Source organism: Phenylobacterium kunshanense (assembly GCF_003254525.1).
Classification (GTDB): domain Bacteria; phylum Pseudomonadota; class Alphaproteobacteria; order Caulobacterales; family Caulobacteraceae; genus Phenylobacterium; species Phenylobacterium kunshanense.
Genome location: NZ_QFYS01000009.1, coordinates 53,722 through 79,941 on the forward strand (window position 1 = coordinate 53,722; position 26,220 = coordinate 79,941).

Below are 26,220 nucleotides of genomic sequence, written 5' to 3' on the forward strand. Positions count from 1 at the left end.
TCCTCATGGGCCCTGACAAGCGATGAACCATGCCGCCGGAGAGACCCAGCGTCGCCGCTGGCGGTTCGGGCTGAAGGCCCAGCTGCTCCTGCTGCTGCTCGTGCTGAACCTCGTTGCGGCCGTAGCCTACTCGATGGTGCTCTACACGGTCGACCGTTCCGAGATCATGAGCGGGATCGATGGTCGCCTGCGTACCGCGGTGCTGGCGGCGAACGAGATTGTTCCTGACGCCTATCACGCGCGGATCCAGGGCGCGGACTCCATTCCTCAGGAGGAATTCGACGCCTTGCAGGCCCGCCTCTCGCGGTTCGCCGCGCGCGCTGATCTGGCCTACGTCTACACCTACATGCAGTTCGGCGAGGAGATCCGAACGGTCTCGACGAGCGCGACGCCGCGTGAGCTGAGCACGGGCGCCCAGACCCGCTTCTACGCCCTCTACGACACCGCGCCGCCCAAGCTGCGTCGCAGCTTCCGGGACGGGCGCATACGATTCGACGAGTACAGCGACGCGTTCGGGGATTTCCGCTCCATCTATCTGCCGGTGCGCGGCGCCGACGGCCGGACCTATGTGGTCGGCGCCGACGTCGAGCTGGGGATGGTGCAGGCCCGCCTGGTCCAGGCGCTTCGGATGTCGGTCGGCGTCGGTATCGCGATGTTCGCGCTCTCGATGGCCCTCGGCTGGCTGCTCGTGGACCGGATCGTCAGCCCGCTGATGCGGCTGACCGACTTCACCCGCAACATGGGGCAGCGGAACTTCCAGCCCGACGAGCGGGAGATGGCGGCCATGGAGGCCATCGGCGCCCGTCGCCGGGACGAGGTGGGCAGCCTCGCCGAGGCGATGACCGCCATGATCGCACGGCTCCAGCGTTACCTCGTGGAGATGGAGGCCGCGACGGCGGCGCGCGAACGCGTCGAAGGCGAGCTGTCGGCGGCGCGCGACATCCAGGTCGGGATGCTGCCGCGCACCTTTCCGCCGTTCCCGCAGCGGCGCGACATCGACGTCTACGCCCTCCTGGAGTCCGCCAAGCAGGTCGGGGGCGATCTTTATGACTATGTCCTCGTGGATCGCGACCGTCTGTTTTTCGTCGTGGGCGACGTCTCCGGCAAGGGAGTGCCGGCGGCCCTGTTCATGGCCATGACGACGACGCTGTTCAAAGCGACGGCGCTCTCAGGGCAGGCGCCCGACGAGGTCATGGCGCGGGTCAACGCCGAACTGGCTCGAGACAACGCGGCTGAGATGTTCGTGACCGCCTTCTGCGGCGTCCTCGACCTGCGGACGGGTGCGGTGGCGTATAGCGACGGAGGCCACGAGGCCCCCTTCGTGCGCCGCGCCGACGGCAGGGTCGAGCGCCTGCCGAAGCTGAAGGGCATGGCCCTCGGGGTCATTGACGAGGCGACGTTCGAGACCGGGAACTTCCGATTGGAGGCGGGTGACGCGCTTGTCCTCTTCACCGACGGCGTCTCCGAGGCGACCAATGCCGAGGATGCGCTGTTCACGACCGCCCGGATCGAGGCGGCTCTGGCCAGCGCCCGCCGGGAGCCGGGCGCCCGCGACCTGGCGGAAGGACTGGCCGAGGACGTGCGCGTCTTCGTCGGCGCAACGCCCCAGTCCGACGACATCGCCATTCTCGTCGTACGCTACGAGGGCGGCGAGCCTGCCGGATCAGCCTGACGGCTCACGGCGAACGGCCTCGATGGTCTGGCGGAGGTCGTGCGTCGACGCCGGCGAGGAAGAGGCCGCCGCCGCCATCTGCGGATTCTGCTCCACGTCGGTCTGGCTGAAGACGAAGGCTTCGCCCGCGCCGAGCATCCAGATGATGGGGTAGGGACGGCCGAACATCACGCCCTTGAGCGTCTCGGACCCGACGATCCGAAAATCGGCCCGGGCCCGGTTTTCCGCTCCAAGGATCATCTCCAGCACGTCCGCCGACACCACGAGCGCGCCAGGAGGGGCATGCTTGCTGATCCGGAAGCCCAGGTCGATGTCGGGGCCGATGAAGTCGAGGTGAGTTCCCCGTGCGGCGCTCGAGAGTTCGGGGATTTCGATTTCGATGTTCCGGCCGTCGAAGTCCGCCAGCCAGGCCGTGGCCTTGAGCCGGAGCGGCAAGTCGCGGAAGTGGCGCTCCTCGTAGAGGTTCAGCGTGCGAAGCAGCGCGAGCAGTGTGGAGGTGACCTCTTCGGGGCTCTGGGGCGTGGAAACGAACACCACCTCGTCGCCCATGACCTTCCAGACATCGATGGCGGGCGTCGCGTCCTCATCGAGGAACTCGAAGCCGATCTGGCCGGCCACCATCAGGGGAAATCGCGTGAAGAAGGCCTGGAAGATCTCCAGCCATCCATCGGCCCCCTGCGCGCCGAGCCGCGACTTGAATTCCGTCGATCCCGCCATGTCCACGGAGAGGAAGAGGCGAAGCATGCGAATCTCCGGCGGCGGCGCTCCCGTCGGTCCCTATCGCGCCAGCGTCTGCCGAAGCAAAGGCGAACCGGCGGATGACTGGTCAGCCGTGCGAGGACGGCCGGCCCTTCTCCTGTGCAACGTCAGAGCGAACTTGCCAAGCTGAGCCGCAGGAGGTGTATTTCCTGCCGCGGGGCGGGGTGTGTCCATCCCCCAGAGTATCGGGGGATACATGCCGACGGTTACGACTTATGACGCCATCCTGAGCGGCGTTTCCTGGAACGGTATTGGGCTCACGGGCCGACCGACGTTCGTGACCTACTCCTTCGATGCTGTCGCCTCGGCAAGCTACGCCGGCGCCTTTAGCGCGGCCTTCCTGGAGAGCTTTCAGCCTTTCACGGACGCGGAACAGGCGATCGCCCGCCAGGCCCTGCAGGCCTGGGCCGACGCCAGTGGCCTGACGTTCTTCGAAGTTCCGGCGGGACAGGGCGATATCCGCTTCGGGACCTATGACTTCCGGCTGGGCCCGGAGGACATCGAGGATGCGGTCGCCTTCGCGTTCGAGCCGCTGGTGCTCAACTATTCTGACGGGGCGGTGGAGTACGAGATCGGCGGCGACGTGTTCGTGGACGTCGGCCAGGCGAATTTCGACACGCTGGTGCACGAAATCGGTCACGCCATCGGTCTGAAGCACCCGTTCGAGGGGACCGTCACCCTCGATCCGTCGGTGGATAACCTGGCCAACACGGTGATGACCTACAACCCCACCGGGGGGCCGGCGACAGCCCTGGGCGTGCTGGATCTGGCCGCGGCGCAGTTCCTCTACGGCTTGCCGTCCACGGATGGCGCCCAGGCTCTGAGCTGGTCCTGGGATGCGGCCCGCTTCGTGCTCACCCAATCCGGCGGCGTGGGCGCGGACACTCTGGCGGGTGTCGCGACCCGGGACGTCATCACGGCCGGCGCCGGCGACGACTACGTCATGGGGCGGGCGGGCGAGGATCGGCTGGATGGCGACGACGGCGCCGACACCCTGTCGGGTGGCGACGGTTCGGACACCCTGAACGGAGGGGCCGGCGCGGATGAGCTGAATGGCGACTTTGGCGACGATGCGCTGAACGGTGGCGAGGACGGCGACGATCTCTGGGGGCTTCAGGGCGCCGACACCATCAACGGTGACGGCGGCGATGACACGCTGCACGGCGGGTCCGGCGTCAATCGCCTGTCGGGCGGCGTCGGCAACGATGTCCTGGTCGTGGTGGACGGGCGGAGCGTCGTCGATGGCGGCGAAGGCTACGACGAGATCAGGCTGTCGCCCCTGTCCAGCGCCAGCGTCTCGCTGAGCTATGCCGACTTGACGTCGGGTGGTGGCAGCTACACCGGCATCGAAGCCGTTACGATGTTCGGCGATGTCAACATGGACACCCTCCAAGGCGGGGCGTTGCCCGACGTCCTCGTCGGCGGCGCGGGCGCCGACTCGCTCTCGGGCGGCGCCGCGGACGACGAGCTGTTTGGCGATACGGGGGCCGACACCCTCTCCGGCGGAGACGGGTCCGACTATCTGGAGGGGTGGAGCGGCGACGACCTGATCATTCCGGGCTCCGGCGCAGACACCATCTGGGGCGCCACCGGCGTGGATACGGTCGACTTCTCGGGCGAGTCCGAGGGGGTGGACGTCACCATCAATGCGCCGCGTTCGGTGGGCGGCGCGACGGAGATCATGGAGGATATCGAGAACCTCATTGGCTCCCGGTTCGACGACAACATCGTCGGCGACATCGGCGCCAACAGGCTCTTCGGCGGCGGTGGAGCCGACACGATCCGGGGCGAGGCGGGCGCCAACTACCTGCGGGGGGATGACGGCGCCGACAGCTTGATGGGCGGGGCGGACTTCGACGATATCAACGGCAACGTGGGGAACGATACGGCTGCCGGCGGCCTCGGCAACGACTGGGTGGTCGGCGGCAAGGACCACGATCTCCTGACCGGTGACGACGGGAACGACCTCGTCTACGGCAACCTGGGCGACGATACGTGTGAAGGCGGCGCCGGCGCGGACACCATCCGTGGTGGTCAGCAGAATGACGTCCTGCGCGGCGGGGATGGCGCCGACTATCTGTCGGGGGACAGGGACAACGACACGGTCGCGGGCGGGGCCGGCGCGGACATCTTCCACACGTTCGGCGACGCGGGCGTCGACCGCGTCACCGACTTCAGCCTGACCGAGGGGGACCGCGTCATGCTCGATCCCGGAACGACCTACACGGTCGCCCAGGTCGGTTCGGACACGGTGATCAGCATGGGCGGCGGCGGGCAGATGATCCTGGTCGGTGTCGCCATGGACACGCTCACCACCGGCTGGATATTCGGCGCATAAGGGCCGTCAGCCCGCCCCTTGCGCAGCGGTTCCGGTCCCCTTCACGAACCGCTGCGGCTTCCACTGGACCAGCGAGCGCCAGGCCCATTCGAAGGGGCCGTAGTGGAAGTGCTCCAGCCACGGCCGGCTCCACAGCAGGATGAAGGCCCAGACGCCGGCGACGACGTAGATCAGCTCGAAGCGGGAGAGCTGTCCGTACAGGCCGAAGCCGTATCCGCAGAACACCAGGCTCGTGATGATCGAGGTCATCAGGTAGTTGCTGAACGCCATGCGGCCCGCCGCGGCGAAGCGGTCGATCAGCCACCCGGCCGCGCCGGCGCGGACGACCAGCAGCACGACGCTGGCATGCGCCAGGCCGATCAGGGTCCGCGTCGTCTGCTGCCAGACCTCCTGCTCATGCAGCACCAGCGGGTCGAAGCCGCTGCGGACGATGTTGGACGCCAGCCAGGCGGTGACCGGCACGCAGACCAGATACCCGACGGCGATCATGGCCGCGTAGGCGCGGCTGGACCAGCCGAGGGTGAAGAAGCCCATCCGGAACAGGGCCATGCCCACGAACATCTGCCCGATCGCCTCCGGCAGCATGTCGGTCGGCAGCAGCACGAAATAGAAGAGCTGCAGCATATTGAGGCGTGCCGCCGTCGCCGCGGCGAAGTCGCCGCCGAAGCCGGCGATGTCGGCCTGGGCGGCCTCGGGCGAGGCCTGGATGGCGACGGAGACCTCCTGCCAGGCCTTGACCGCGGCGGCCGTGGCGCCCGGCGCGTTGGCGGCGGCGTGCAGTGCTTCCAGCTGCTGGGCCTGCCAGACATTCTTCGCGAGCAGCGCGACGAGCACCACGACCCCGATCACGAGCTGGGTGCGGGGGGCCAACTTGCGGAACGGGAAGATCAGCAGGCCGGCCAGGGCGTAGAGCACCAGGACGTCGCCGAACCAGGCGAAGACCGCGTGCGCGAACCCGAAGAGCAGCAGCCAGAACATCCGCCGGTAGTGCGTCGCCGCCGGGCCCAGTGCGCCGCCGGTCGCGCGCTCGGCGATCAGCACCGTGCTGGCGCCGAACAGCATGGTGAAGAGGGCGCGCATCTTGCCGTCGGTCAGCACGTTGTTGACCGCCCAGGTCCAGAAGTCGGCGCCGGTCGCGCCGCCCGCGTGGGTCGGGTCGATGTAGGCGAACGAGGGCAGGCCCATGCCCACGATGTTCATGAGCAGGATCCCCAGGACCGCGAAGCCCCGGACGGCGTCGATCGAAAGATGCCGTTCGGCGCTGGCCGTGGTCATGGTCGTCTCCCCCCTTATCGTTGTCCGGAGGATGGACGTCGCGCCGCCGCTGTCAACGCATGCGAACAGTGCTAGCTGAAGGCTTGGCCGCAGGGGAGGGCCGATGGCGCGGGCAGACGGACAATCGGGCGGCGCGATCCGGGGGCGACGCAGGAAGGGCGAGGGGCCTGATCTGCGCCAGGCCATCCTGGATTCGGCCGAGGCGCTGTTTTCCAAGCACGGCTTCTATGGTGTCACGGTCCGCCAGGTGGCCGCGGAGGCGGGCGTCGATACGGCGCTGATCCACTACTACTTCGGCGCCAAGCGGGAGCTGTTCGACAGCGTCTTCGCGCGCCGGGCCGAGATCCTGAACGACGAGCGGATCGCGGCGATGCGGGCCTACGCCGACGCGCACCCGGGCGCCATGACGGCCGAAGGGATCATCGAGGCCTTCATCGGCCCGCTCGTGGAGCGCTCTCTGACCAACGATGAGGGTTGGAAGAACTATTTCCGGCTCGTGGCGCTGGTGAACAACACCCCCGCCTGGGGCGGCGAGACCATGCACCGGTTTTTCGATCCGGTGGTGCGCCAGCTGATCGACATGTTCAAACTGGCGCTGCCGGGCGCGGAACTTCGTGATCTCTACTGGGGATATCAGTTCCTCACCGGGGCCATGATGCTGACTCTGTCCGAGACCGGCCGCATCGACCAGCTGTCCGATGGGCTGTGCCGTTCAACTGATCTGGAGGCGGTGAAGGCGCGGCTCTACGCGTGGTGCGCGGCCGGCCTGGAAGTGATCGTCGAGCGCCGGGTCCCCGCCTGAGCGGCACTGTGTCGCAAATTCATCAGTTGATTAAAAATGCCGCGCCGGTTCGCCCGGGCCTCTGGCGCATCGGGCCGGATCGCGCCAACACTCCCGCCTAATTCACCCATGGGTGAAAAAACTTCGACGCCGCTCCGTCCATGGGGGACGTCCCGGCGCCGTCGGGAGGAAACATATGAAGAGCTTTCTGAAAGCCGCCCTCCTCGCGGGGGCGGCCTGGTCGGTCGTTCCCACCCTGGCCTTCGCCCAGTCCGCTGCGGATGATGTCGCGGTCGAGGAAGTCACCGTCACCGCCCGCCGGCGGGAGGAGAGCCTGAAGGACGTGCCGGTCGCCGTGACCGCTGTTTCGGGCGAGCGGCTTGAAGTGACCGGCGCCGTGGATATCACGACGCTGCAGCAGTCGACCCCGAACCTGACCGTCCAGGTCGCGCGCGGCTCGAACTCGACGCTGATCTCGTTCATCCGCGGCGTTGGCCAGCAGGACCCGCTGTGGGGCTTCGAGCCCGGCGTCGGCCTCTACATCGACGACGTCTACATCGCCCGGCCGCAGGCCGCGGTGCTCGACATCTTCGACGTCCAGCGCCTGGAAGTGCTGCGCGGCCCGCAGGGCACGCTTTACGGCCGCAACACCATCGGCGGCGCGATCAAGTACGTGACCGCCAAGATCGAGGGCGAGCCCGAGCTGAAGCTCAAGGCCAACGTCGGTTCCTACGACCAGCGTGATTTCGTCGCCTCGGGCAAGGCGATGGTGAACGACTACCTGGGCGTCGGCCTGACCTGGGCCACGTTCAACCGCGACGGCTTCGGCAAGAACCTGACCACCGGCGCCGAGCACTACGACAAGGACGTGGTCGCCGCCCGCGGCACCATCGAACTGACCCCGACCGACAACCTGTTCTTCCGCCTGTCAGGCGACATCGTCACCGACCGGTCGAACCCGCGTCACGGCCACCGCGAAGTGCCTGGCCTGAACGTCCTGGGCCAGCCGATTCCGACCGCCACGGTGCTGGACGACGTCTACGACACCCGCGCCGGCGCGGGCGACAAGAACCACGTGGAAGCCCGTGGCGTGTCGTTCCTCGGCGAATGGAAGGCCAGCGACACCCTGACCTTCAAGTCGATCACTGCCTACCGCGCCGGCGAGACCGAGGGCGTCATCGACTTCGACAACGAGCCGGCCGCGCTGCTGGACATCCCGGCCCGATACAACGACCACCAGTTCACGCAGGAATTCCAGGCGCTCTACACGAGCGACCGGCTGCAGGGCGTGTTCGGCCTCTACTACCTGAACGCCACGGCCGCCGGCGCCTTCGACACCGTCGTCGGCCAGGCGAACCTCAGCATCGCCACCGCCGGCCATGTGGACACCAAGAGCTATTCGGCCTTCGCCGACGTCAGCTATGACGTGACCGACCAGCTCTCGATCTCTGTCGGCGGCCGCTACACCAAGGACAAGAAGACCGGTCAGGTCTATCGCCAGAACTTCACCGGGCTCAAGAGCCCGCTGTTCGGCAACCCGACCGCCATCCCCGGCCTGGTCCGGTCGAACTTCACCAGCTCGGACACCTACGAGCGGTTCACGCCGCGGGTGAGCATCAGCTACGACATCACCCCGGACGTGACGACCTACGCGTCGTTCAGCCAGGGCTTCAAGTCGGGCGGCTTCGACATGCGCGCCGATGCGATCCTGACGCCGACCTCGATCAACGGCTACGACCCCGAGAAGGTCGACAGCTACGAAGCCGGTCTGAAGGGTAATTTCCTCGACGGCCGCCTGTCGCTGAACTCGGCGGTGTTCTACTCGAAGTACAAGGACCAGCAGGTCACCCTGCAGACGCCGGTCGGCGCCTCGATCGCCTCCCAGGTCGCCAATGTCGGCAAGTCGCACATCTACGGCGCCGAACTGGAAGGCGTGGCCCGCTTCACGCAGGACATCTTCGCGAACTTCTCGCTGGGCTACACCAAGGCGGAGTTCGACGAGTACCGCGCCCTGGACCTCACGCGCACCCCGCCTGTGGTGCGCGACTTCGCCGACGAGCGGGTGTTCCAGAACACGCCGAAGTGGAACGGCTCGGTCAGCCTGACCTGGCGCCACGACCTGGGCGACCACGGCTCGATCGCCTTCATCCCGTCGGCGTCGTACCGCTCGTCGTTCAACATGTTCGAAGTTCCCTCCATCCTCGACCAGGACAGCTACTGGCTGCTCGACGCGAGCCTCGTGTGGACCTCGGCGAACGACCGCTACCGCGTCGGCCTGCACGGCAAGAACCTGGGCGACGAGGAGTACCGCGTCGGCGGCTACAACTTCCCGCAGACGGCCGGGGTGCTCTTCGGCAACTCGGTGACGGGCTACTACGGCCCGCCGCGGACCGTCACGGTCTCGCTCGAAGCCAAGTTCTAAAGCGACCCCAGCGCCCGGCTTCACCAGAGGCCGGGCGCTTCTCTTTGCCTGGAGGATGACAGTGGAAGCCAGCCCGCGCCGCGGCGCCTATCCGATCGTCGTGCTGGTCGTCCTGATCATCGCCTACACCTTCAACTTCCTCGATCGGCAGATCCTGGGGATCCTGGCCGGGCCCATCAAGGCGGACCTTGGCCTGACCGACAGCCAGCTTGGGCTTATGGGCGGGCTCGCGTTCGCCTTGTTCTACACGGGCCTCGGCGTGCCCATCGCCGCCCTGGCGGATCGGACGAGCCGAACCTGGATCATGACCATAGCGCTGGCGCTGTGGAGCGGCTTTACCGCGCTCTGCGGCCTGACCGGCAATTTCTGGCAGCTCTTCCTATGCCGGATGGGCGTCGGCGTGGGGGAGGCGGGCGGCGTGGCGCCGGCCTACTCGCTGATCAGCGACTACTTCCCGAAGGAGCAGCGGGCGAGGGCGCTGGCGGCCTATTCCTTCGGTATCCCCATCGGCACGGCGCTGGGCATCCTGTTCGGAGGCCTGATCGCCCATGCGGTGAGCTGGCGGGCGGCCTTCATCGTCGTCGGGCTCGCCGGCGTCGCCCTGGCCCCGCTCTTCCGGCTGATCGTGCGCGAGCCTCCACGGGAAGTCGCGCCGGCCTCCGCGCCGACCGGCGGCGTCGGGCTGCTGATCCGCAAGCCCAGCTTCTGGCTGATCTCGCTGGGCGCGGCGGCGTCCTCGGTTTGCGGCTACGGCGTGGCGTTCTGGCTGCCCAGCTTCTTCGAGCGCAGCCTGGGCATGAACCTCGTGGACCGCTCGCTCTTCCTGGGGTCGATGAGCCTTGTTGGCGGCGTTCTCGGCGTGTGGTTGGGCGGAGTGCTGGGCGATCGTCTCGGACGCGCGCGGCCCGCGGCCTACCTGCTGGTGCCGGCGGTCGCGTTCCTGGTGGCCCTGCCGTGCTTCGTGCTGGCGGTTCAGGCCAAGACGCTCTGGATCGCTTTCATCCTCTTCCTGATCCCGACAGGTCTGAACCTGGTCTGGCTGGGACCGGTGATCACCGCCGTCCAGCATCTGGTGACCCCGGCGCAGAGATCGACGGCCTCGGCCTGCTTCCTGTTCGTGAACAACCTGATCGGCCTGGGACTTGGCACCTGGTATTTCGGCGCGGTGTCCGACGCCCTGACGCCGCGGTTCGGGGTGGAGTCCCTTCGCTATGCGATCTATTCGGGCCTGGCGTTCTATGTGGTCAGCGCCGTGCTCTTCGTGCTCGCCGCCCGCGGATTGAAGCGCGACTGGGTGGAGTAGAACCACCTCTCGTTGCAGTGCAGCATTTTCGGCGCAGGGTCGGAGTCCGCGACCGGTGCGGCAGAGTGACGCCGACAGCGATATATTTCACCGCAATGCGAAATTGGAGCTTGCGTGCAGTGCAGCAAAGGCGCAGAAGGGTCCTGCCCTTTTGGGCGTTTCCTCCCTATGAACTGGCCGCGCCTCCGGGCGCGGCCTTTTTTTCTTGCCGCCGGTCGCGAAGGCCTGGAGTCTGGGCGCCATGACGAGCGTCCGCGCCCCTGAGTGTCGGCGCTGGCCCGCATGGCTGGCCGCGGCGGCGGCCCTATGGGCGCCCGACCTCCGCGCCGCTCCGAGTCCGCCGCCGCCACAATCCGGCATCTATGAGAGCCTTGTGCTCGCGATCGCCGCGGACGGAACCCTGACCGGCCATTTTCGGGAGCAACTCGGCTCCCGGCCCGTGCGGGAATGCGCCTTCTTCCTGTCGGGGCGCGACGGTCAGGTGGTTGCGTGGTCGGCGGGCGAGGCCGGCGTGATCCGTGGGCGGCTCACGCCGGACGGCGCCGGCGTGACGCTCACCTTGGCCCAGGTTCGCGACCTGCCGGGGTGCGCGTCGGTGCTGAGTCCCGATGCTGGCGACGGCCTCAGGCTGGAACGGACGCAGGGCGGCGACTGGCGCGGCCTGGCGGTGGTGGCGGCGCCCCGGGCTCGGCTCTACCCCTCGGCGACCGCCTCCCGTTCGACGGCCTATGTGGTGGCGGGGGACGTGCTTGCGGTCTCCTCGGGTCGCGAGGGACGTCTGCAGGTCACCTACGTGAACGAGGAAGGCTTGGCCTTGCGCATGTGGATCGACGCGGCGCTGATCGAGGCGGTCCGGCCTCGGGCCCAGCCGTGAGGCCGGGGCGGCGCGGGTAGGCGCTGACGCTCCCGGAGGCCGCCAGAACACAATTTTCGGCCAAGCTGGAACTCCCCCAAAGACGCGGCGTTTCCCCGCGAGGGCGGGGGTATGTCTGGCTTTAGGGGCCGGACCTTCCCCGCGTTGTCAGTTGTCGGGGAAGTCATGCCTGCAGCCACCGCCGTCGCCGCCAAGCGCGCCAAGGCCCCTCGCGCGCCACGTCCTGAGCCTGAGATCGATACGGCGGAACTGCTGGCGGCGTTGCGGGCCTTTCGGCGAGGTGACTTCTCGGTGCGGCTGCCCCGAGCGAGCGGGCTGGCCGGGGAGATCGCCGAGGCCTTCAACGACGTGGTCGAGCAGAACGATCGCATGACGCGAGAGTTCGAGCGGCTGGGCGAAGTGGTCGGCCGGCAGGGAAAGATCAGCCATCGCGCCAAGCTTCCGGCGGCGCAGGGCTCATGGGCCGCCTCGGTGGATGCGGTGAACACTCTGATCACCGACATGATCCATCCCACGGCGGAGGTCGCCCGCGTGATCGGCGCCGTGGCCAAGGGCGACCTTTCCCAGACCATGGACATGGAGAACGAGGAGCGGCCGCTGCGCGGTGAGTTCCTGCGGATCGGCAAGGTCGTGAACACCATGGTGGGCCAGCTCGGCTCCTTCGCGGCCGAGGTGACCCGCGTGGCGCGTGAGGTGGGCACCGAGGGCAAGCTGGGCGGCCAGGCCCAGGTGAAGGGCGTGACGGGCGCCTGGAAAGACCTGACCGACAACGTGAACTTCATGGCTGCGAACCTCACCGGCCAGGTGCGGAACATCGCCGAGGTGACCACCGCCGTGGCCAACGGCGACCTGAGCCGCAAGATCACCGTGGACGTGAAGGGCGAGATCCTGGAGCTGAAGAACACCATCAACACCATGGTGGACCAGCTCAACTCGTTCGCCTCGGAAGTGACGCGCGTGGCGCGGGAGGTGGGCACTGAGGGCAAGCTGGGCGGCCAGGCCCAGGTGAAGGGCGTGACCGGCGCCTGGAAGGACCTGACCGACAACGTGAACCTGATGGCGGCCAACCTGACCGGCCAGGTGCGGAACATCGCCGACGTCACCACCGCCGTGGCGCGCGGCGACCTCTCCAAGAAGATCACCGTGGAGGTCCGCGGCGAGATCCTGGAGCTGAAGAACACCATCAACACCATGGTGGACCAGCTCAACGCCTTCTCGTCGGAAGTGACCCGCGTGGCGCGCGAGGTGGGCACCGAGGGCAAGCTGGGCGGTCAGGCGCGGGTGGAGGGCGTGACCGGCGCCTGGAAGGACCTGACCGACAACGTGAACTTCATGGCCGCGAACCTCACCGGCCAGGTGCGGAATATCGCCGAGGTGACCACCGCCATCGCGAACGGGGACCTTTCCAAGAAGATCACCGTGGACGTGAAGGGCGAGATCCTGGAGCTGAAGAACACCATCAACACCCTGGTGGATCAGCTGAACGCCTTCGCCAGCGAGGTGACGCGCGTGGCGCGTGAGGTGGGCACCGAGGGCAAGCTGGGCGGTCAGGCCCAGGTGAAGGGCGTCGGCGGCGCCTGGAAGGACCTGACCGACAACGTGAACCTGATGGCGGCGAACCTGACCGGCCAGGTCCGCAACATCGCCGACGTCACCACCGCCGTGGCGAACGGCGACCTCTCCAAGAAGATCACCGTGGACGTGCGGGGCGAGATCCTGGAGCTGAAGAACACCATCAACACCATGGTGGACCAGCTCAACTCCTTCTCGTCGGAAGTGACCCGCGTGGCGCGCGAGGTGGGCACCGAGGGCAAGCTGGGCGGCCAGGCCCAGGTGAAGGGCGTCGCGGGCGCCTGGAAGGACCTGACCGACAATGTGAACCTGATGGCGAACAACCTCACCGGCCAGGTGCGGAACATCGCCGAGGTGACTACCGCAGTGGCCAACGGCGACCTCAGCCGCAAGATCACCGTGGACGTGAAGGGCGAGATCCTGGAGCTGAAGAACACCATCAACACCATGGTGGACCAGCTGAACGCCTTCTCCTCGGAAGTGACGCGCGTGGCGCGGGAGGTGGGCACCGAGGGCAAGCTGGGCGGTCAGGCCCAGGTGAAGGGCGTGACCGGCGCCTGGAAGGATCTGACCGACAACGTGAACTTCATGGCGAACAACCTCACCGGCCAGGTGCGGAACATCGCCGAGGTGACCACCGCCGTGGCGAACGGCGACCTCTCCAAGAAGATCACCGTGGACGTGCGCGGCGAGATCCTGGAGCTGAAGAACACCATCAACACCATGGTGGATCAGCTCAACTCGTTCGCCTCGGAAGTGACGCGCGTGGCCCGGGAAGTGGGCACCGAGGGCAAGCTGGGCGGCCAGGCCCAGGTGAAGGGCGTGGCCGGGACCTGGAAGGAGCTCACCGACAACGTGAACCTGATGGCCGGCAACCTCACCGGCCAGGTGCGGAATATCGCCGAGGTGACCACCGCCGTGGCGCGCGGCGACCTCTCCAAGAAGATCACCGTGGACGTGCGGGGCGAGATCCTGGAGCTGAAGAACACCATCAACATCATGGTGGACCAGCTGAACGCCTTCGCCAGCGAGGTGACGCGCGTGGCGCGGGAGGTGGGCACCGAGGGCAAGCTGGGCGGCCAGGCCCAGGCGCCGGGCGTCGCCGGCACCTGGAAAGACCTGACCGACAACGTGAACATGATGGCCGGCAACCTGACCGGCCAGGTCCGGAGCATCGCCGACGTGGTGACCGCGGTGGCGAACGGCGATCTGAAGCGCAAGCTGACCCTCGACGCCAAGGGCGAGATCGCGGCGCTGGCGGACACCATCAACGGCATGATCGAGACCCTGGCGACCTTCGCCGACCAGGTGACCAACGTGGCGCGCGAGGTGGGGATCGAGGGAAAGCTGGGCGGTCAGGCCCGCGTGCCCGGCGCCGCCGGCCTGTGGCGCGCGCTGACCGACAACGTGAACGAACTGGCCGCGAACCTGACCACCCAGGTGCGCGCCATCGCCGAGGTGTCGACGGCCGTGACGAAGGGCGACCTGACGCGCTCGATCACCGTCGAAGCCTCTGGCGAGGTGGAGGAACTGAAGAACAATATCAACGAAATGATCCGGAATCTTCGGGATCAGACACTGAAGAACACCGAACAGGACTGGCTGAAGACCAACCTGGCGCGCTTCACCCGCATGCTGCAGGGCGAACGGGACCTGTCGACGGTGTCCAACCTGGTGCTGTCCGAGCTGGCGCCGCTGATCAACGCCCAGCACGCGGTGTTCTATGTCAGCGACCGGGACGAGGAGGGGGCGACGGTGCTCAACCTCGCGGCCTCGTACGCCTTCAACAACCGCAAGCACCTGGCCAATTCGTTCAAGCTCCGCGAGGGGCTGATCGGTCAGTGCGCCTACGAGAAGTCGCGGATCCTGCTGACCAACGTGCCGCAGGACTATGTGCAGATCTCCTCCGGCCTGGGGGAAGCCTCGCCGGCGAACATCATCGTGCTGCCGGCGCTCTTCGAGGGCGAGGTGAAGGCGGTCATCGAGCTCGCCACCTTCGGCGAGTTCAACGAGACGCAGCAGGCGTTCCTCGACCAGCTGATGGAGTCCATCGGCATCGTCCTGAACACCATCGCCGCCAACATGCGCACCGAGGGACTGCTGAAGCAGTCGCAGCTTCTGACCTCCGAGCTCCAGGCCCAGCAGGAGGAGCTCAAGAAGACGAACGACCGCCTGGAACTGCAGGCCGCCTCGCTCCGCCAGTCCGAGGAACTGCTGCGCACCAAGCAGGAAGAGCTGCAGCAGACCAACGCCGAGCTCCAGGACAAGGCGCACCTGCTGTCGGTCCAGAACCAGCAGGTGGAAGCCAAGAACCGCGAGGTGGAGCAGGCCAAGCTGGCGCTGGAGGACAAGGCCGAGCAGCTCGCGCTCACCTCGAAGTACAAGTCCGAGTTCCTGGCCAACATGAGCCACGAGCTGCGCACGCCGCTGAACAGCCTCCTGATCCTGTCGAAGCTGCTGGCGGACAACGCCCAGGGCAATCTGTCGGACAAGCAGGTGGAGTTCGCCCAGAACATCCACGCCGCCGGCGCCGACCTGCTGGGGCTGATCAACGACATCCTCGACCTGTCCAAGATCGAGTCCGGCACCGTCACGCTGGACATCAGCGAGATGTCCTTCGCCAGCCTGCGGGATCAGACCGACCGGACCTTCAGCCAAGTGGCGGCCGACCGGAAGCTGGACTTCGTCGTCGACCTCGACCCCTCGCTGCCCCGGTCGATGTACACCGACGACAAGCGGCTGCAGCAGATCATCAAGAACCTGCTCTCCAACGCCTTCAAGTTCACGGAAAGCGGTTATGTGAAGCTGAAGGTGTCGCGCGCCCACTCGGGCTGGAGCCCGACGAACGACCACCTGAACACGGCGGGACAGGTGCTGGCGTTCTCTGTGGAAGACTCGGGCATCGGCATTCCCGAGGACAAGCAGCGGATCATCTTCGAGGCGTTCCAGCAGGCCGACGGCACCACCAGCCGCAAGTATGGCGGCACCGGGCTAGGCCTTTCCATCAGCCGCGAGATCACGCGCCTCCTGGGCGGCGAGCTGCGGGTCGTCTCCACGCCCGGCAAGGGTTCGACCTTCACACTCTATCTGCCACTGAACTTCAGCCCGTCCCAGACGACCACGACGCGGCCCGGCGTGACGGCGGCCCTGACGCGGCCGATGATGATGCCGTCATCCTTCTCGGACGAGCCGACGGAAGCGGTCGCCGACGACCGCGACCTGATCACCTCCGAGGACGCCGTGGTCCTCATCGTGGAAGACGATCCCAGGTTCGCCTCGATCCTGCTCAACCTGGTCCATGACGCCGGCTTCAAGGGGGTCGTCACCGGCGAAGGGGGCGCGGCCCCGTCGCTGGCGCGGCGGTTCGGGCCCGACGCCATCATGCTCGACATCGGCCTGCCCGACATGGATGGCCTGGCCCTGCTGGACCTCCTGAAGCGGACGCCGGAGACGCGTCACATTCCCGTCCACCTGATTTCGGCCGATGACCAGAGGGGACTGGGCCTGTCGATGGGCGCGGTCGGTTTCACGCACAAGCCGGTCGAGCGCGAAGTGGTCGTTTCCACCCTCCAGGGCGTCAGGACCTTCGTCGGCAAGGCCGATCACCGCGTCGTTCTCGTCGGCGGAGACGGTGAGGCGGCCGACACCCTTCGACAGTGCTTCGCCGACGTCCAGCTCACCGATGAGTTCGCGACCGTACTCGCCCGGCCGGCCAGCGAGCAGCCTGACGCGGTGGTGGTCGAGGCGTCTTCGACGTCGACCGCGCAGCTCATCGAGCAGCTCAAGCAGGCGGAGGGGTGCTGCACGCCCGTGGTCGTCTATGCGCCCCAGGATCTGGGGGAAGATGACGACAGGCGCCTTCGCCTGGCCGTCTTCGGAGGCCTCGTGCGCATGGCGCGCACGCCCGAGCAACTTGTCGATCAGGTGGCCCTGCTGCTGCATGCGCCGGTGGAGACTCTGCCTGCCTCGGCCAAGGCCAAGCTCAGCCAGATCAAACACGACGACGCTGTCCTCACCGGACGCTGCGTGCTGGTGATCGACGACGACATCCGCAACATCTTCTCGCTCGCCTCCGCGCTGGAGGAGTACGGCATCGACATCCGCTACGCCGAAAGCGGCCGGGCGGGGCTCGAGATCCTGGAAGACCAGCCGGATGTGGACGTGGTGCTGGTCGACATCATGATGCCCGACATGGACGGCTACGAGACCATCCGCGAGATCCGATCGCGGCCGCCCTCCGCCGACCTGCCGATCGTGGCCGTGACCGCCAAGGCCATGAAGGGCGACCGGCAGAAATGCATCCAGGCGGGCGCGTCGGACTATGTCTCGAAGCCCGTGGATATCGATCATCTCGTCTCGGTGCTGCGGGTGTCGATCCAACGCGCCGACGCCTTGCGCCTGGCGAGCGAGGGCGTGGTTTCCCTGATGCCGCAAGCGAGCTGACGTGACCGACCCTCAAGCCGCCAGGACCCCTCCGCGGCCCTGGCGGGTGGAGCCGCCGGCTCCGCCCGACCGGGATGCGCCCCTCAAGGCCAGGATACTGATCGTCGACGACGATGAGAGGAACGCCTTCGCCGCCGTGGAGGCGCTGGCCGATCTTGGCCACGAGCTCGTCGTCGCCCGATCGGGCGAAGAGGCGCTCAAGCGCGTGCTGGCCGAGGAGTTCGCTCTGATCCTTCTCGACCTGCACATGCCGGGCATGGACGGGTACGAGACCGCGGCCCTGGTGCGCTCACGAAAACGGACGGCTCTGACGCCGATCGTCTTCCTCACCGCAATCTTCCGCGACGAGGCCCACATCTTCCAGGCCTATTCGGCAGGGGCCGTGGACGTGGTGTTCAAGCCCATCGATCCCTTCATTCTCAAGGCCAAGGTGCAGGTATTCGTGGACCTGTACCTCAAGACCAAGGAGGTGGAGCGCCAGTCGGCCTATCAGCAGTGGCTCCTGGACGAACACGCCCGGGTGAAGGCCGAGAAGGCCCGCACCGAAAAGGTGCTGCGCAAGACCGAGGCCCGGCAGGAAGCCATCTTGCGGACACTGCCGATCGTCTTCCACTCGCGCAGCATCGATCCGCCCTTTGCGCCGCTCTTCGTCTCGGAGTCCGTGGAAGCGATCACCGGATTCCCCGCCGAGCGCTTCCTGGCCGAGCCGGAGTTCGGCGCGAGCCGCATCCATCCGGATGACGCCCGCACGGTGATCCAGCGGGTTTCGGCCGCCGCTCAGACGGGCCACTACGCCGTGGAGTTCCGCTGGCTGTGCGCGGACGGGGCGTATCGGGTGCTGCAGGACCAGGGGGTGCTGGCCCCCAGTGAAGACGGCGAGGCGCGCGAGATCTTCGGCGTGATCCTGGACGCCACCGACCGCAGGAGCCTCGAAGAACAGCTTGCCCAGGCGCGCAAGATGGAGGCGGTCGGCCAGCTCACCGGCGGGGTGGCCCACGACTTCAACAACCTGCTCACCGTGGTGCTTGGCAACATCGACATGCTGGCGACCCGCAAGGAGGAGGAAGAGCGACGGATGCGGCGCATCGAGGCCGTCCGGCAGGCGGCCGAGCGCGGGCGCGATCTTACCGGCCAACTCCTCGCGTTTTCGCGACGCCAGCACCTGTCTCCGGTCACCCTCGACGTCAACGCCCTGATTCAGGAGTTCGCGCCGCTTCTGCGCCAGGCCGTGGGAGAGGCGGTCACGCTGGAGGTCGAACTGTCGTCCGAGGCCCTGAAGGCTCACGTGGACCCAACCCAGTTGGAGACAGCCCTGCTCAACCTCGCCGTCAATGCGCGCGACGCCATGCCCGATGGCGGCCGGCTGTGGATCCGGACCTGGAGGGAGGCGGCCGGCAGCGACCTGGGCCGGGTGTGCATCGAAGTCGCGGACACGGGCGTCGGCATGCCGGAGGAGGTTCGGAGCCGGGTGTTCGAACCCTTCTTCACGACGAAGGAGGTCGGGAAGGGGTCCGGGCTGGGCCTGTCGCAGGTCTACGGGTTCGTGCGTCAGTCCGAGGGCGAGGTGCGGTTGGACAGCGAAGTCGGCGCCGGAACGAGATTCCAGCTCCTGTTGCCCCCCAGCGCTCGCCGCGCCGAAGCGCCCCGTCGGCTCGCGCCGCCGCGGAAGACCGTCGGCGGAACCGAACGGATCCTGCTGGTCGAGGATGATCCGACGGTTCTGTCGCTGACCTACGACGTGCTGACGGGGCTGGGCTACAGCGTCCAGACGGCGACCAATGCGGCCGAGGCGCTGGAGCGGCTGGATGCCGATCCGCAGATCGACCTGCTCTTCACGGACGTGGTCATGCCCGGCGGGGTCAGCGGCCTCAACCTGGCGCGGGCGGCGCGCGAACTCAGGCCGGAGCTCCACGTGCTGCTGACATCCGGCTTTGTCGGCGAGGGTCGGCTGGTCGAGGACTGCGAGTTCCCGCTCGTCGACAAACCCTACGAGGCGCCGGTGCTTGCGGCCGCCCTTCGGAACCTGCTCGACCAGCCCGGGGCCGGACCGCGTCGGCGCGCCGGCGCGCGGGCCGGCTAAGCCTTCTCTGCCTTGCCGAGCCGTTTCAGGGCGGCCGCCAGGCGTCGGGCATGGGCCCGGTTCATCTCCTCATCCCGCCGGCCGGCCGAAAGCTCCGCCGCGAGCCGGACGAGGTCGGCTCCGCCACTCGGAGCGAACGCCCCGGCGAGCAGCTTGGCTTCGGCCATCAGGTCTGCGCGCTGCTCTGCGTCGCAGGCGTTGAGCCAAGCCTCGTCGAAGTCGATGATCTTGCAGGCCGGCTGGCCTTCCTGTCTTCGTGCATGCGCCATGGGATGCGACTAACCCCTTGGCTGGTAGGGAGTTCCGCGCCGCCTGCGACAGATGATCGCTGTTCTCCGGAACGCTCGCCTGGGTTGCTTGCATTCGCCTGATCGATCGTCGAGTTTTCGACAAAAGAGGGCCACATGGATTCGGACTACGGTAAAAAGTTGGCCCAAAACCTCGTGGAATTCCTGTTGTCCTACGAGGAAGAGTTGATCCAACTCGAGCGTGATCTGCCGGCCTATGCCCCATTGAGAAGGGCGGTCGGCATCTCCATCGCGGAAGCTTGTTATTTCATTTCTGACCACCCTTCGCCGCAAGAAGACCTCGTCCCCCCACCAAATGACGAGGCGAACCGGGCGCAATAGTCCGGCGGCGATCATCAAGGAGACTCTGACGACTGATGGCCAACAAACCTGAAGCAGTGGCCGATCCCGTAGACGTGGCGGTCGGCGCCCGTATTCGGTTGTTGCGAAAGGTGCGCGGGCTGTCGCAGCAGGCCCTGGCCGAAGCGGCGGGCGTCACCTTCCAACAGATCCAGAAATACGAGCGCGGCGCCAACCGCGTGAGCGCATCGATGCTGACCCGGATCGCCAGGACGCTGGACGTCCCGGTGGCCGAGATGTTCGGCGAGGCCTCGGTCAACAGCGGGGCGGTCGACGAAGTGGCCGCGCTGCTCGCCGAGCCCGGAGCGCTGGAACTGCTCAAGGCCTACGCCGGCCTGCCGCGGGGTGTCTCGCGGTCCGCGCTGGTGGAGTTCGTGCGCAGTCTGCGTCAGCCCGGCTGACCCCATGCGTCCGCTTCTGACGGCGACCGCCCTGGCGGCGGCCATGTTCGCGTTCGCGTCGCCCGGCCAGGCGGCGCCCCGCGATCCAGCCGAAGCCAAGATGGTCGCGGTCATCGAGGCCGAGCGCGACCGCAATGTGAAACTCCTTGAGGCGCTGGTCCGGGTGAACTCCGGAACCATGAACCTCGCCGGAGTGGAACGGGTCGGCCAAATGCTGCGGCCGGAATTCGAGCAGCTCGGTTTCGAGGTGCGCTGGGTTCCGATGGCCAAGGTCGGCCGAGCGGGTCACCTGATCGCGACGCACAAGGGCGACGGGCGCGGCAAGCGCCTGCTGCTCATCGGCCATCTCGACACCGTGTTCGAGCCTGACAGCCCGTTCCAGGACTGGATGGTCCGCGGCGACGTGGCCGAAGGTCCGGGGGTGGGCGACATGAAGGGCGGCGATGTCGTCATCGTGGCCGCGCTCCGCGCCATGCATGCCGCCGGGACGCTGAAGAACGCCGACATCACCGTCGTGCTGACCGGCGATGAGGAGAAGCCGGGCGCGCCGCTCGCGGACGCCCGTGCTGACCTCATAGCTGCTGGCAGGAACAGCGACGTCGCGCTTGATTTCGAAGGGCTTTCCCGCGACGCGGCGGGCCGTGACATCGGCTCGATCGCGCGCCGCTCGTCGACGTCCTGGACCATCACCGCCAAGGCGCGTTCGGGCCATTCCTCCGGGGTCTGCAAGCCGGCGGTCGGCTGCGGGGCGATCTACGAGCTCGCACGGATCATCGACGCGTTCCGGGAAGAGCTTCCCGAACCGAACCTGACCTACAATGTGGGTCTGGTCGTCGGAGGCTCGCAGGCGAAGCTCAACGACGGCGACACCGGCGGCGAGGCGGCCGGCAAGCCCAACATCATCTCCGCCGAAGCCATCGCGCGCGGCGATATCCGCACGCTTTCCCCCGAGCAGGAAGAGCGGGTGCGCGGCAAGATGCGGGCGATCATCGCGCGCCACCTCGACAAGGCGACCGCCGAGATCGAATTCTCGGACGACGGCTATCCGCCCATGGCGCCGACCGACGGCAACAAGGCGCTGCTGGCCAAGCTCAATGAGGTGAATGCGACCCTTGGGCTTCCTGAGATGCCGCAAGGCGATCCAGCCAACCGCGGGGCCGGCGACATCTCGTTCGTCTCGTTCATCGACGGCCTCGTGGGCCTGGGGATGGCAGGCGAGGGCAGTCACGCGCCGGGCGAGACCGCCGACCTCAAGAGCCTCGACGTCCAGGCCAAGCGCGCCGCCCTTCTGATGACGCGCCTGTCCAGGGAGCCGCGGCCGGCGCGCTAGGTCTCAGGCCGCCACGCCGAGCGCCTTCAGGGCGTGGTCCTTGATCGCCTTGTAGTCGACCTTGCCGTTCGGGGCGCGGCCGATGGTGTCGACGACCACCAGTTCGCGGGGCGCCTTGTAGCCGGCGAGCTGTTCGTGGACGTGGGCAGACAGCTCGGCCAGCGTCGGTTGCTTCCCGGCCTCGGGCTCGACCACGGCGCAGATGCGCTCCCCGAAACGGGGGTCGGGCACGCCGACCACCACCGCGTCGCGCACGCTCGGATGCCGCTTGAGAGCCTCCTCGACCTCTTCTGGGAAGACCTTCTCGCCGCCGGTGTTGATGCAGACCGAACCGCGGCCCAGGAGCTTCAGGGAGCCGTCGGTGTTCACCTCGGCCCAGTCGCCCGGCACGCTCCAGCGCACGCCCTCCATGATCCGGAAGGTCTTGGCCGTCTTCTCCTCGTCCTTGTAGTAGCCCATGGGCAGGAACCCGCTGACGGCCACAAGGCCCCGCTCGCCAGAGCCAGGAGCGACGCGCCGGCCGTCCTCGGTGAAGACGCCGGTGTTCGGCCCCAGCATGAAGGCGGCCGTCTGGGCTTCCATCCCGGCGGCGGAGGCGGACGCGCCCAGGCCGACGGCTTCGGAAGAGCCGAAGCTGTCGGCGATGAGGGCCTGCGGCATGTGCTTCAGCAGCCCGCGCTTGTTCTCCTGGCTCCACATCGAGCCCGACGAGCTCATCGAGCGCACGCTGGACAGGTTCCAGCGGCCCGGATTGGCCTCCAGCGCCTCGAGCATCGGGGTCGAGAAGGCGAGGCCCACGAGGACGATGTTGGAGGCGCCCAAGCGCTCGACCTCGTTCCACAGCTCGATGGCGTCGAACTTGCGCGAGGGCAGGGAACAGATCGTCCCGCCGCCGTTGAAGGCGATGAAGGCCGAGAACTGGCCGGTGCCGTGCATCAGCGGCGCGGCCACGATCATGATCGGGCGCAGGTGCTCGGGACCGTGGATCCGGGCGACCAGTTCCTCGACGGACTCGGCCGGCGGGATGCCCATGGCCGCATTGCCCCCGGCGCCGATCACCTGGAACAGGTCGTCCTGCCGCCACATCACGCCCTTCGGCATGCCGGTGGTGCCGCCGGTGTAGAGCAGCAGCAGGTCGTCGCCCGATCGACCCCACGCCGCCTTCACGGGGCGCTGCGCCGGCGTCTTGGCCACCACGGTCTCGTAGTCGTCCGCCCAGGCGGGCGCAGGGTGGCCGGGTTCGGCGACGGCGATCCAGGCCTTCACCTTTGGCAGGCGCGCGCGGACCTTCTCGAGCAGTTCCGTGAAGCCGGCATGGAAGACCACGGCCTCGGCGTCGGCGTTGTCGAAGAGGTAGACGATCTCCTCCGGGCCGTAGCGATAGTTGGTGTTGACCGGGGCGAGGCCGGCCTTGAAGGCGGCGAAGTAGGTCTCGAGGTACTCGGGCCCGTTGAAGAGATACCCGGCCACCTTGGCCTGATGTCCCAGCCCTTTCGTCAGCAGGTGCGCCGCCAGCGCGTCGGCCCGCGCATCGAACGCGCCCCAGGTGACGACGCGCTGCCCCTGCACCAGCGCCGGGGTCTCCGGCTGCGAAGCGGCGATCGCCTCCCACACGTCCGCGAACGTCCAGGCCATCCAGGTACCTCCCACTGTCTTATGTTCTTGTGGGGAATTTGGCCGCCTGCCGTGGGGTTATGTCAAACGGGGAGAGCGGTCGTAGACTTGATCTGCTCCATGGCGAAGGCCGAGGAGACGTCCGACAGCGGCACCGCCGCGATCAGCCGCTTGTAGAAGGCGTCGTAGGCGGCGATGTCCTTTACCAGCACCTTGAGCAGGTAGTCGGTGTCGCCCGACAGCCGGTAGAACTCCACCACCTCGGGCATCGCCGCGGCCGCCTTCGCGAAGGCGTCGAGCCATTCCTGGTCGTGGCGGCTGGTGCGGACCGAGACGAACACCACGAGGCCCAGGTCCAGTTTCACGCGGTCCAGCAGGGCGACACGGCGCGTGATGACGCCAGCGTCGGTCAACCGCTTGATCCGCTTCCAGCAGGGCGTCTGCGACAGCCCGACGCGCTGGGCCAGGTCGGCGATCGCGATCGTGGCGTCGCGCTGAAGTTCGCGAAGGATGCGGCGATCAATCCCGTCGAGAGCAATGTCCATGTGAATTCCCACTGGCGGAGAATCCCATTCTGCAGACCTTTTCGCCCGCGCGCCTAGCCTTCCACCTTTCGGCGCACCTGAAGGCCGCCGGGATCCACGGCCATTCCGTGCACCTGCATGTTGTGGCTGTGCGCGAGCTGGTGCAGGGCAAAGGCGGTGTTCATGGCGCCCGCGCGGCCCTGGGCGTCCTCGGCGGCGTTGACGGCCTCCTTGGCGAGCTTGAGGGCGAACAGGGGCTTGGTGGCGATCCGCTGGGCCAGGGCCAGGGTGAAGGCTGCGAGTTCGGCCGCCGGGACGACGTGGTTGACCATGCCCAGGGCCTTGGCTTCGGCCGCGGTGAGCCAGTCGGCGGTGAACAGCAGTTCCTTGGCCTTGCGGGGCCCCAGTTCCCAGGGGTGCGCGAAGTATTCGACGCCACCCACGCCCATTCCGACGGTGTTGTCGCAGAAGGCTGCGTCCTCGGCCGCGACGATCAGGTCGCAGGGCCATGCGAGCATCAGTCCGCCGGCGATGCACTTGCCCTGGACCTCGGCGATGGTCGGCTTGGGAATGTTTCGCCAGCGCTCGGAAAGCCCGAGGTAGATTTCCTTCTCCCGCGCCATTCTGCCTTCGGCGCCCGAGCAGCCGAACCCGCACCAGGTTCCCACCGGGTCGAACGGCGCCATCTGGTCGGCGATCGAGCCCCCCTCGCGCAGGTCGTGGCCGGACGAGAAGTGGGGTCCGTTCGCCGCCAGGATGATCACCTTGATCGCATCGTCCCGCGCGGCGCGGTCGAACGCGTCGTTCAGGGCGTAGAGCAGGGTGGTGTCCTGCGCGTTGCGGCTCTCGGGCCGGTTCAGGACCAGGCGCGCGACGTGGGGCGCGGGGCTCTCGAAAAGTATGGCGTCGGTCATTGGCGGCCTCCCTGTCGCATATCAGCCCGCGACCTCGTCGCTGTCACGCCGGACGGCGACCTGGAGCCCTGCGAAGGGGAGGTGGGTAGGAAATATGATGATTATCATATTATGATGCGTGCATGCGCTACTCCGACACCCGCAAGGAAGAAACCAGGAAGGCGATCCTGCGCGCCGCGGCCAGTGCTGTGCGGGCCAAGGGCCCCGATGGCGTTGGGGTGGCGGAGATCATGGCCGAGGCCGGGCTCACGCACGGCGGGTTCTACGCTCACTTCCGTAGCAAGGAAGCGCTTGTGGCGGCCGCGGTGGAGGAAGCCTTCGCGCAAAGCGCGCGCCGGTTCGCGCGGATGACCCAAGGGATGTCGGCGCCGGAGTCGCTCGCCGCATTCGTCGACGCCTACGTTTCGCCCGAGCATCGCGCCCACCCGTCGCGGGGTTGTCCGCTGGCGACGCTGTCCAGCGATCTGCCGCGGCAGGGCGAGGCGGTGCGCGCGGCGTACGAACGCGGGGTGAAGGGATTGATTGCGCGGCTCGCGGGCTGGCTCCCGGGAGAAGCCGGGGATCTGCACGGCTTGGCCGCCTCCGTGGCCGCGGAGATGGCGGGCGCGGTCGCTCTGTCCCGCGCAATCGCGGATGACGACGAGGCGATACGCCTGCTCGCCGACGCCCGTGCTCGCATCAAGTCACGCATAGGGATTTTCCAATGAACGTCGTCACGCCCACTGAGGAACTAACGGGCCTGGAGCAGCTTCGCCGCGCCTTCGACAAGGATCGTCCAGGCTACCGCCGAGGCATCGGTCGGACGCTGAAGTTCGAGATGATCGAGCTCGAGGAGGGGCGGGTCGTCTTCGGTGGAGAGCCTGATCAGGACGTCTACAATCCGATCGGCACGGTCCATGGCGGCTATGCAGCCACACTGCTGGACTCGGCGGTCGGCTGCGCTGTCCACTCGGCTCTTCCGGCCGGCAAAGGCTACACGACGCTGGAACTGAAGGTCGCCTACCACCGCGCGATGACCGAGGCGACCGGGCCGGTTCAGGCCGAAGGCAAGGTGGTCCAGCTTGGCCGCCGGGCCGCCTTCGCGGAGGGGCGGCTCACCGACGCGCAGGGCCGCCTCTACGCCACCGCCACCTCCACGCTGCTGGTGTTCGATCGCTAGCCGCCAGGATCGCGTTAACCTTGCGTTCGCATCTCCGGTGGCGCCCGGCTGACTCCGCGCTAGGATGCGTCAAGCGACTCGGCCCGGCGACCCCCGCCGGGACGTCGCGCAA

Annotated in this window: 19 protein-coding genes; 13 read left to right on the forward strand and 6 right to left on the reverse strand. The window is 67.6% G+C overall.

Going from position 1 to position 26,220, the window contains the following annotated elements; all coding sequences use genetic code 11:
• Positions 1 to 22 precede the first annotated feature (22 nt).
• Complete coding sequence (locus DJ019_RS17355; RefSeq protein ID WP_111277384.1) at positions 23 to 1,672, forward strand: PP2C family protein-serine/threonine phosphatase; 1,650 nt, start codon at positions 23 to 25, stop codon at positions 1,670 to 1,672.
• Here DJ019_RS17355 and DJ019_RS17360 read toward each other — a convergent pair.
• Complete coding sequence (locus DJ019_RS17360) at positions 1,664 to 2,416, reverse strand: hypothetical protein (protein WP_111277386.1); 753 nt, start codon at positions 2,414 to 2,416, stop codon at positions 1,664 to 1,666. The two genes, DJ019_RS17355 and DJ019_RS17360, sit on opposite strands and share 9 nt — an antisense overlap.
• Before the next feature lie 211 nt (positions 2,417 to 2,627).
• Between DJ019_RS17360 and DJ019_RS17365 the strand changes: the two genes are divergently transcribed.
• A complete protein-coding gene (locus DJ019_RS17365) occupies positions 2,628 to 4,769 on the forward strand; it encodes a matrixin family metalloprotease (RefSeq protein WP_111277388.1) in 2,142 nt (713 codons plus the stop codon).
• Between the two features lie 6 nt (positions 4,770 to 4,775).
• Here DJ019_RS17365 and DJ019_RS17370 read toward each other — a convergent pair whose 3' ends face one another.
• Positions 4,776 to 6,044: a DUF418 domain-containing protein gene (locus tag DJ019_RS17370; protein WP_111277390.1), complete on the reverse strand. Its 1,269-nt coding sequence runs from the start codon at positions 6,042 to 6,044 to the stop codon at positions 4,776 to 4,778.
• 103 nt (positions 6,045 to 6,147) lie between these two features.
• Here DJ019_RS17370 and DJ019_RS17375 point away from each other — a divergent pair, with 103 nt between their 5' ends.
• The 6 genes from DJ019_RS17375 to DJ019_RS17400 all read left to right on the forward strand — a co-directional run bounded on the left by DJ019_RS17375 (position 6,148) and on the right by DJ019_RS17400 (position 19,519).
• On the forward strand, positions 6,148 to 6,846 hold the full coding sequence (locus tag DJ019_RS17375) for a TetR/AcrR family transcriptional regulator (protein WP_111277392.1): 699 nt from the start codon (positions 6,148 to 6,150) through the stop codon (positions 6,844 to 6,846).
• A gap of 175 nt (positions 6,847 to 7,021) precedes the next feature.
• A complete protein-coding gene (locus tag DJ019_RS17380) occupies positions 7,022 to 9,247 on the forward strand; it encodes a TonB-dependent receptor (RefSeq protein WP_111277394.1) in 2,226 nt (741 codons plus the stop codon).
• 55 nt (positions 9,248 to 9,302) lie between these two features.
• Positions 9,303 to 10,550: a spinster family MFS transporter gene (locus DJ019_RS17385; RefSeq protein WP_111277396.1), complete on the forward strand. Its 1,248-nt coding sequence runs from the start codon at positions 9,303 to 9,305 to the stop codon at positions 10,548 to 10,550.
• 241 nt (positions 10,551 to 10,791) lie between these two features.
• Entirely contained in the window at positions 10,792 to 11,424 is a 633-nt protein-coding gene (locus DJ019_RS17390) for a hypothetical protein (RefSeq protein WP_133255329.1), read from the forward strand.
• A gap of 165 nt (positions 11,425 to 11,589) precedes the next feature.
• Positions 11,590 to 17,439 carry a HAMP domain-containing protein gene (locus tag DJ019_RS17395; RefSeq protein WP_111277400.1) on the forward strand — a complete coding sequence of 1,950 codons (5,850 nt, stop codon included), beginning with the start codon at positions 11,590 to 11,592 and terminating at the stop codon, positions 17,437 to 17,439.
• Between the two features lies 1 nt (position 17,440).
• Positions 17,441 to 19,519, forward strand: a complete 2,079-nt coding sequence (locus tag DJ019_RS17400; RefSeq protein ID WP_111277402.1) for a response regulator — start codon at positions 17,441 to 17,443, stop codon at positions 19,517 to 19,519.
• Here DJ019_RS17400 and DJ019_RS17405 read toward each other — a convergent pair.
• The gene (locus DJ019_RS17405; RefSeq protein WP_111277404.1) at positions 19,516 to 19,788 is read right to left on the reverse strand and encodes a hypothetical protein; all 273 of its coding nucleotides are present in this window, start codon (positions 19,786 to 19,788) and stop codon (positions 19,516 to 19,518) included. The two genes, DJ019_RS17400 and DJ019_RS17405, sit on opposite strands and share 4 nt — an antisense overlap.
• Positions 19,789 to 19,923: 135 nt before the next feature.
• On the opposite strand from DJ019_RS17405, the gene DJ019_RS17410 reads away from it, so the two are divergent.
• Genes DJ019_RS17410 through DJ019_RS17420 form a run of 3 tightly spaced genes read left to right on the forward strand, consistent with a single transcriptional unit; the run spans position 19,924 to position 21,897 of the window.
• The gene (locus tag DJ019_RS17410; protein ID WP_111277406.1) at positions 19,924 to 20,148 is read left to right on the forward strand and encodes a hypothetical protein; all 225 of its coding nucleotides are present in this window, start codon (positions 19,924 to 19,926) and stop codon (positions 20,146 to 20,148) included.
• Positions 20,149 to 20,183: 35 nt separating this feature from the next.
• A complete protein-coding gene (locus DJ019_RS17415; protein WP_111277408.1) occupies positions 20,184 to 20,567 on the forward strand; it encodes a helix-turn-helix domain-containing protein in 384 nt (127 codons plus the stop codon).
• 4 nt (positions 20,568 to 20,571) lie between these two features.
• Positions 20,572 to 21,897 carry a M20/M25/M40 family metallo-hydrolase gene (locus DJ019_RS17420; protein ID WP_111277410.1) on the forward strand — a complete coding sequence of 442 codons (1,326 nt, stop codon included), beginning with the start codon at positions 20,572 to 20,574 and terminating at the stop codon, positions 21,895 to 21,897.
• Positions 21,898 to 21,900: 3 nt separating this feature from the next.
• On the opposite strand, the gene DJ019_RS17425 is transcribed toward DJ019_RS17420, so the two are convergent.
• The 3 genes from DJ019_RS17425 to DJ019_RS17435 all read right to left on the reverse strand — a co-directional run bounded on the left by DJ019_RS17425 (position 21,901) and on the right by DJ019_RS17435 (position 24,949).
• Positions 21,901 to 23,532: an acyl-CoA synthetase gene (locus tag DJ019_RS17425; protein WP_111277412.1), complete on the reverse strand. Its 1,632-nt coding sequence runs from the start codon at positions 23,530 to 23,532 to the stop codon at positions 21,901 to 21,903.
• A 62-nt stretch (positions 23,533 to 23,594) separates the two neighbouring features.
• Entirely contained in the window at positions 23,595 to 24,056 is a 462-nt protein-coding gene (locus DJ019_RS17430) for an Lrp/AsnC family transcriptional regulator (protein WP_111277414.1), read from the reverse strand.
• 53 nt (positions 24,057 to 24,109) lie between these two features.
• Positions 24,110 to 24,949 (reverse strand): enoyl-CoA hydratase, encoded by an 840-nt coding sequence (locus tag DJ019_RS17435; RefSeq protein ID WP_111277416.1) that lies wholly within the window; start codon positions 24,947 to 24,949, stop codon positions 24,110 to 24,112.
• Between the two features lie 122 nt (positions 24,950 to 25,071).
• Here DJ019_RS17435 and DJ019_RS17440 point away from each other — a divergent pair, with 122 nt between their 5' ends.
• Both DJ019_RS17440 and DJ019_RS17445 read left to right on the forward strand, forming a co-directional pair.
• Positions 25,072 to 25,656: a TetR/AcrR family transcriptional regulator gene (locus tag DJ019_RS17440; protein WP_111277418.1), complete on the forward strand. Its 585-nt coding sequence runs from the start codon at positions 25,072 to 25,074 to the stop codon at positions 25,654 to 25,656.
• On the forward strand, positions 25,653 to 26,108 hold the full coding sequence (locus DJ019_RS17445; RefSeq protein WP_111277420.1) for a PaaI family thioesterase: 456 nt from the start codon (positions 25,653 to 25,655) through the stop codon (positions 26,106 to 26,108). The genes DJ019_RS17440 and DJ019_RS17445 overlap by 4 nt, the downstream gene beginning before the upstream one ends.
• Positions 26,109 to 26,220 lie beyond the last annotated feature (112 nt).

Coding starts and splice junctions, on each gene's coding strand:
- DJ019_RS17355 (WP_111277384.1), top strand. CDS start 23: ATGAACCATGCCGCCGGAGAGACCCAGCGTCGCCGCTGGCGGTTCGGG.
- DJ019_RS17360 (WP_111277386.1), bottom strand. CDS start 2,416: ATGCTTCGCCTCTTCCTCTCCGTGGACATGGCGGGATCGACGGAATTC.
- DJ019_RS17365 (WP_111277388.1), top strand. CDS start 2,628: ATGCCGACGGTTACGACTTATGACGCCATCCTGAGCGGCGTTTCCTGG.
- DJ019_RS17370 (WP_111277390.1), bottom strand. CDS start 6,044: ATGACCACGGCCAGCGCCGAACGGCATCTTTCGATCGACGCCGTCCGG.
- DJ019_RS17375 (WP_111277392.1), top strand. CDS start 6,148: ATGGCGCGGGCAGACGGACAATCGGGCGGCGCGATCCGGGGGCGACGC.
- DJ019_RS17380 (WP_111277394.1), top strand. CDS start 7,022: ATGAAGAGCTTTCTGAAAGCCGCCCTCCTCGCGGGGGCGGCCTGGTCG.
- DJ019_RS17385 (WP_111277396.1), top strand. CDS start 9,303: ATGACAGTGGAAGCCAGCCCGCGCCGCGGCGCCTATCCGATCGTCGTG.
- DJ019_RS17390 (WP_133255329.1), top strand. CDS start 10,792: ATGACGAGCGTCCGCGCCCCTGAGTGTCGGCGCTGGCCCGCATGGCTG.
- DJ019_RS17395 (WP_111277400.1), top strand. CDS start 11,590: ATGCCTGCAGCCACCGCCGTCGCCGCCAAGCGCGCCAAGGCCCCTCGC.
- DJ019_RS17405 (WP_111277404.1), bottom strand. CDS start 19,788: ATGGCGCATGCACGAAGACAGGAAGGCCAGCCGGCCTGCAAGATCATC.
- DJ019_RS17410 (WP_111277406.1), top strand. CDS start 19,924: ATGGATTCGGACTACGGTAAAAAGTTGGCCCAAAACCTCGTGGAATTC.
- DJ019_RS17415 (WP_111277408.1), top strand. CDS start 20,184: ATGGCCAACAAACCTGAAGCAGTGGCCGATCCCGTAGACGTGGCGGTC.
- DJ019_RS17420 (WP_111277410.1), top strand. CDS start 20,572: ATGCGTCCGCTTCTGACGGCGACCGCCCTGGCGGCGGCCATGTTCGCG.
- DJ019_RS17425 (WP_111277412.1), bottom strand. CDS start 23,532: ATGGCCTGGACGTTCGCGGACGTGTGGGAGGCGATCGCCGCTTCGCAG.
- DJ019_RS17430 (WP_111277414.1), bottom strand. CDS start 24,056: ATGGACATTGCTCTCGACGGGATTGATCGCCGCATCCTTCGCGAACTT.
- DJ019_RS17435 (WP_111277416.1), bottom strand. CDS start 24,949: ATGACCGACGCCATACTTTTCGAGAGCCCCGCGCCCCACGTCGCGCGC.
- DJ019_RS17440 (WP_111277418.1), top strand. CDS start 25,072: ATGCGCTACTCCGACACCCGCAAGGAAGAAACCAGGAAGGCGATCCTG.
- DJ019_RS17445 (WP_111277420.1), top strand. CDS start 25,653: ATGAACGTCGTCACGCCCACTGAGGAACTAACGGGCCTGGAGCAGCTT.